The organism is Taibaiella helva, assembly GCF_003545695.1.
Lineage (GTDB): Bacteria > Bacteroidota > Bacteroidia > Chitinophagales > Chitinophagaceae > Taibaiella > Taibaiella helva.
In genome coordinates this window covers 120,244-126,654 of record NZ_QUZZ01000014.1, presented here as the reverse complement: position 1 = coordinate 126,654, position 6,411 = coordinate 120,244, and the positions used below count along the sequence as shown (strand labels likewise).

Below are 6,411 nucleotides of genomic sequence, written 5' to 3'. Positions count from 1 at the left end.
TGATGTTGCCGTTCTTGTCGTAGTACAGGTTCGATACGGTAAAGTCCAGCAGGGTCTTGCTCCAGGGGTCTACCTGGCCCTGGCCGTTGTACTCCTGCTGCAGGTAATAGTCGGCCAGCTTCAGCCGCCCGCTCAGGTCGTAGTCGTAGCCATAGGCGTGCATGCTGCTGATATTGTTGCCCAGGTTGGCGCCGTTGCTGCCCCGCCAGATCATGCCGGCGATCTTGCCGTCGAAGCGGGGCTTATCGAAGCCGTAGTCGTATTTAAGGGACTCGCCGAAGCTGCGGTACTGGAACTCCCGGTTGCCGGTCTCGGCATACACGCCGTTGATGCCGGTGAGCTGCCCGCGGATATTGTAGCTGTAGTCCTGGGTCTCGCCGCCGTTGGTAAATACCTTGCGTTGCAGGCGGCCCAGCTCGTCGTAGTACAGCGAGGAGGTCAGGGTCCAGCCGCCGGCGTTGTCCACTTTGCGCCAGGTCTTGCTCAGGCGGCCGGTGGCGGCTTCGTATTCGTTGCGGGTCGCCTCGCTGTGCTCCAGGTAGCCGTCGCTGCTCTTGTTGTTGACCAGCACGTGCTTGGTGTTCAGCACCTGGCCGGTAAAGGTGTACTGGCTGCCGGCATAGGAGGCGTGGACGATGTTTGTGCTGCCCGGGGTGGCGAGGTCCTGGCCCGCACTATAGATCAGCCGGCCTTTGTCGTCGTAGAACAGGGCTGTCCTGCGCCAGGCGCCGGTACCGGAGGCTCCGGGGGCAGGTAGTATCTTCACCAGGCTGCCGGTGGGCAGGCCCTGGGTACGATTACTGCGCTGCGGTGTTTCTGAGCCGGGAAGGCTTTGCTGTTCGCTGAACTGCAGCTCCGTGCTGTAGGTGTTCCACAGGTCACCGTTGGGGTCGGCTTCCCTGTAATCATCGTAATAAAAGTAGCTCCAGATCTCGCAGTAATCTAAGGCTGCGGGATAAACATGATAGAGGTTATAGTTTTTGGCATAATACAGCACATGGGTAGATGGATAAGTGGAACCGTCCTCCATCAAAGCGGCAAACTGCTGCCGGGTTGTGCCGATTGCCTGGCCCTTACCGGTAACGGTTGGCCGGTCCAGGGCATCATAAAGTGTAAAGGACCACCACCCTCCGGCGCTTTTCAGGCTGCTGTCCTGGTACAATACCAGCCGGTCCCGTTTATCGTACACAAAATACTCCCAGCCTTTGCCGGGTACTTTCTGCTCTACTTTGCGGCCCTTGCTGTCGTAGCGGTACTGGAAGCAGTACTGGTCCAGGGTCGCCTGGCTGATGCTGCCGGCGGATAGGGCGTTATCGGCGGCGGCGGGCGGCACCACGTAGCAAAGCTGCCCCTGCGGGTTATAGATGTAGAAGGTCAGCTGGTAGGTATAGTCCGGGCCGGGGGTGAGGCTGTCTGCGATCTGCTCCAGCACTACACGGCCATCCTTGTTCTTATACACGAACTTACGGGGAGGCAGTGCGGTCCCGCTGGCTGGCGATTGGACCAGGGAACCCAGCAGCTCGCCTGCGGCATAGACGCCGTTGCTCAGGGGCTTACCGTTCCCGTCCACGCTCCAGCGGCGGATACAGCTGCAGGCCTCGGTGATGGGGAGGGTTTCGGTGCCTCTGCTCTGCCCGACCTGGCTTTTGCCGGGGGCGTAGCTGGTCATCCGCAGCACATTTCCTGCCGAGGTGTTACGCTGCAGGCTGTAGGCGGTATTGCCTTCATTGGGATACAGGTTGCTGTAATAGGCTTGCTGTTCGGTAAAGGCATTGGCCCTGAAGCCGTAGCCGGCGCTGCTGTAAGGCAGGTAGCCGGTCTCCTGGGGCCGGAAGCGGGTATCCACAGGGCTTACGAGGCTCTTTCCCTGGGTAAAATTGTGTGCCACGGCTTGCATACCACGGCTGAAGCCGTCTTTGTACAGGGTGCTCACCTGCACATCGGATGGGGCGCTGGTGGTGGTCAGTGTGGCTGGATCGTCGATGGGTACTCTGGGCACGAAGCTCCGTTCAAAATTGTACAGCTCCGAGCTGTTGATATTGATGGCGGGTGGCACGGGTACGGTATTGGTCACACTGCCGGCAGGGGCCTGCTGGTTCAGCTGCGGCTTATTGGTCTGGGCAAAGATTGTGGCCTGTGGCCAGGAGCCCAAAAGCAGCAGGCACAGCACAAGTGCTTTTATGATGGTATGCAAGAAGGGTTGCATTGTATTTCTATTTATATCGTGATAGTAATAGGGTTTATTCGGCGCCATGGAGGGTGTACTGGGTCTTGGACAGGATATGGCCTTCCTGGTCGCGTACCAGGTAGGGCCTTCCCATGGCGTCGTATTCATAATAGGTGATGCGGCCGCGGGCGTCGGCGGCCGAGGTGGTGCCCAGCAGGGCATCGGCGCTCCAGCTCTGCATCAGGGCCGAGGCGGGATGCAGCCGGACTTCGTCCAGGTAGGTGCCGTTGGCTGAGCCGTAAATGCTGATGCGGGATGCGGCGCCGGGGGTGAAGCGGATGATATACTGCTTCCAGTCGCCTTTGGTAACGGCGGGGCTGGCGGGCAGGGCCAGGCCGGCGCCGCCCAGGGTAATGCCGGGATTGGGGCCTTTAAGCCAGAAGCTCAGAAGGTATTCTTTGCCGGGCTGCAGGTCACGGGTTCCGGTGATGGGATTAGGTTGCAGGGTCTGGCTGTTCCACAGGGAGAAGCAGACGGTGCCGGTAACGCCACCCGGGACGGTCCTGGGGTCGTAGGTAAAATTGGTAGTGTAAGGGCCGGCTTCAAAGCTGGTATAGGCCATATCGGCGTAGCGGCAGCCTACGGCCTCGGCAAGTTTCTTACCAGTGGCGGTATCCCATACCATGGCTTTGTACTGCTCCCCGTCCGGCAGGTAAGTCTCCAGGGGGTTGCCTTTGGCGTCGGCCTGCAGCACTTCGCTGGTCTTGCGGAAGTCGGGAAGGGCGGCGCCCTGGGTAACGGCATTGATCTTCAGGGGGGTGCTGTTCAGGGGGCCGGTGCCCAGGTAGCTGCTGTAGCTCAGCTGGCCTGCGGTCTGCAGGTTGTACAGGGTCTTGTTGCGGATACGGCTGTAGCTGCCGCTGCTGCCATCGGCGGCCAGGCCGGTAAAGTAGGCGTCCAGCAGCACGCCGTTGTCGGGCAGCGGGCCGGTGGTGCCGGCAATGCGCTTCCAGCGCTGGGTGGTCACCTGCCGCTCCAGGCCGGGCAGCGGGTCGTAGGCGCCGGCATCGTAGTTATAGTAGTGGATGGTCTGCACTTCTTCGCCTTCGCTATTGCGGGTAACGATCGTCTTCAGGTTCTCGCGGCTGTCGTAGGTGTAGGCCATCGAGTCGTAGACCTGCCCGCCGTAGCTCATGTACTTGCGGATGATGGTGCTTTGCAGCAGGCTTTTACCGGTATAGGGAACATAAGGATCGGTAACGGCAATCTGTTCGATGATCGGGTGGGCGCTCACATTGGGAATGCTCAGCAGCTGGCCGTGCACATAGCTGTATTTCGTGCCGCCTACGCCGGCGGTCAGGGCCGATGTGCTGTCCAGGGTAAAGCGGTAGCGGTAGCGGGTCTCCTGCACCAGGTTGTTCAGGTTGTCGTATTCCTGTACCAGCAAGGGCAGGCCTATTTCCCAGTCGCGCAGGTATTGCTTGTCGTTGTAGGGAAAGGCATAAAAAGGTTTGCCGCCGCCCACGACCTGGTAGCGGTTGATGGGCTGGCCGTTGTCGTTCACGTCCACGATATTGGTAAAGCGGGTCACCTTGCGCGACAGCTGGGCGCCGTTGTTGTCGGTCTGGGTCACGGTCACTTTGGAATAGCCGTGGTTGCTGTTGCCGACCAGGTGATGGGCGGTAAGGTAGGTATTGGTCCAGTTGCCTACTGCTGTTGGGCCCGATTGGTAGTGACTGTAGGTAACGGGGCCGGAAAAATAGCCGCCGCTGAGGAACTGCTGGCCTTCTTCGTAGCTGAAGCTGGTGAGGCGGTAATTGCCGGCATGGTAAGGGTCGCTTTCCTTAATGCTGGCCAGGCAGAGGCCGTCATTGGCCTCCCGCCCCAGGAAATTGTTCAGGTTGGCCGGTTGGGGATTAAAGGTGTTGGCCAGGGTATTGTGAGGTGCATAGCCAAACTCCACGTAACCGCCGTAGGCATTGGTCACTTTGGTCAGGATACCGGCGCGGCCGTAGCTGAAGTCGGCGGTGCGGTCGACACCATAATAAAAATCACCATTGGCATTGCTGGCATTCAGGTGATACGGGATGCTCAGGTCCCCGCTGGGCTCAAGTCCCCAGCCCGTTGCCCGCCTGCCGTTGGCATAGCCGAAGTAGTCCTGCCCGGCGCGGAAGCGGGGGGCCATAGGCGTAGGATCGTAGGCAAAGCTGTAATAGGGTTCGCTGCTGAGCCCGTCGCAGCTCAGCAGGGTAATGCTGTTGAGCCGCAGTCGGTGCGTACGATAAGGGTACAAGCCGGTAATGGTATTGCAGGGGCTGCCCAGGGGCTTTTCCGTTACCTGGTTAAAGGTATCGGTAACAATATAGCTCTGGTTGAGCCGGTAGCGCAGGCAGCTGCCGCCGGTGGCGGCGCCCACTTTGATCTCGGTCAGCGCCGGCGTGGGCGCGCCAGTTCCGTTCGCTTCCCTGCCGTTATCGCAGCGCTGATGCTGGTCGTCGTAGACAAAGTCGGCGCTCACACCGTTGGGATATTCGATCCGGCTGATCAGGGCCTTGTAGCCGCTGCCGGGTACTTCACCATAGCTGATCGAAGCGCTCGGGGTCTTTTTTTCCACGGCCATGTATGTGGCGTCGGCTCTTTCGCTGCTCCGGTACTGGTAACGCAGCGCACTGCCGCCGGCCAGCTCGATGCGGCTCACCACCCAGCGGTCGACCTGGTCAAAGCGGCCGATCTCATCCGGCCCGGCTACTTCCATGCCGGTGCCAAGGGGTTGGGCGCTGAGGGTAAGCATCTCCCACACGCGGTAATCGCCTTTGGTAAAATAATAGCGGTTGCCTTGTTCGTCGGTCACCACAAATTCCAGCGACAAGGCGGCAGGGGGAACACTGCCGCTACCGGTAGCGGGTAGCGGCTGACCGTTGGAGAGCAGCTGTATTTTGACATTGCGATGCGGGTGGGTGAAGACCTGCCCGTTGCGCCCGAGCCGGAAGCTCAGCGACAGGCCGCCGGCCGACAGCACGAACTCGTCACTTTCATGATCCCGGTACACGTTAGGGTCGCTTGCCTGCTGCGCGGTCTCCATATCCTGGGCCAGGCGGCCTTTTACCCGGGTGTAATACTGGGTGTTGCTGGTATAAATAGTATCGATGGTCATGGCCAGCTCATCGGGAAGGTCTTTTACCGTACGGCTGATGCTGCCTTCGGCGCGCAGGGTCCAGTGCATTCCCGCCACGGAAGCCAGCTCGTCAAGCTTCACCCCCAGGGTATTGTAGCTGAGGCCGATGCCGTAGTCGGCGCCTTCGGTGCTGTACTGGAAAATGGGAATGTTGATGTTGGCGGTGCCGTCAAACAGGTTCGGGCTGTAAATACCCGACATACCGCCGCCGCTGCCGGCCCCGCCGGGAAGCATCTTGGCGTCGGCCTCGGTTGCTCCAAGCCCTCGCTGGCTGAAAGCGGCAGTTGGGATTGCTGCCAGGTGAAGGATCAGCAGATAGTGCTTAAGGTAAGGTTTCATAGAAAAATGAGGATAGAAAATGTAAAGGCACGCTAATCTTTATACGAGGATCAGTTCGTGTTTTTGTTTTGGATAAGCAGTATAAGTAATGATGCGGTTATACAAGAAATGGTTTGAAAAGAAGGTGAAAAGTTCTATATGGTTAGCTGCTCTGAATATCATTGATAAAGTTCATGCCAGGCTGCGTCAAAGCATGGCGTATGGAGACTAAATCCATAAGCATTGTCATCCATCCAATAAAGACATCATGAGTATGGCCAAAGATTTAAAGAATACTGTGGTAACAATTCCGGGGGTTCCACTGTGACCTGCAAAGGTGCTGCACGGTTGATTGAATCGATCCCTGGCAGGTTATACCAACTACAAGAAATTTGTTAAATCGGTGTTGCAAAAATTCAAAAAAAAATTGAATCACCAAATTAAATTTTGCGCTCATCTGAAATTTTTCTCAACAAAAATTTTTCAGCAGCCTGATTTTTTATGTAAAGGGAATCCTCAATTGAGGATTCCCTCGCAAACCAAACAAGCCCCGCATGAAACAACAGTAAACACTTCTTATTACCATCACCAGCACAAAAATGAGTAAGCTTTTTGATCAAACCTACGGGCAAAGCCGGTAGCACTTTCCGGGCAACAACCTGTAAACTGAGAAAAGATTAAATCGGATACAGAGAACGATTTATAACGTACATTAAATTACCACTTTACCTTACTTTTGTTACCTGCGATT

The 6,411-nt window shown here is 57.5% G+C and carries 2 protein-coding genes; both read right to left on the bottom strand.

The annotated features are described in order from the left end of the window. The coding region (locus DZC79_RS18650; RefSeq protein ID WP_157977263.1) for a DUF6443 domain-containing protein at positions 1 to 2,206 on the bottom strand (2,206 nt) is incomplete at its 3' end. A gap of 34 nt (positions 2,207 to 2,240) precedes the next feature. After that, the gene (locus DZC79_RS18645; protein ID WP_118953133.1) at positions 2,241 to 5,681 is read right to left on the bottom strand and encodes a hypothetical protein; all 3,441 of its coding nucleotides are present in this window, start codon (positions 5,679 to 5,681) and stop codon (positions 2,241 to 2,243) included. Between the last annotated feature and the right edge of the window lie 730 nt (positions 5,682 to 6,411).

Bases quoted from the DNA above. Each gene is read 5' to 3' on its own strand.
- DZC79_RS18645 (WP_118953133.1), bottom strand. From the start codon at position 5,681: ATGAAACCTTACCTTAAGCACTATCTGCTGATCCTTCACCTGGCAGCA.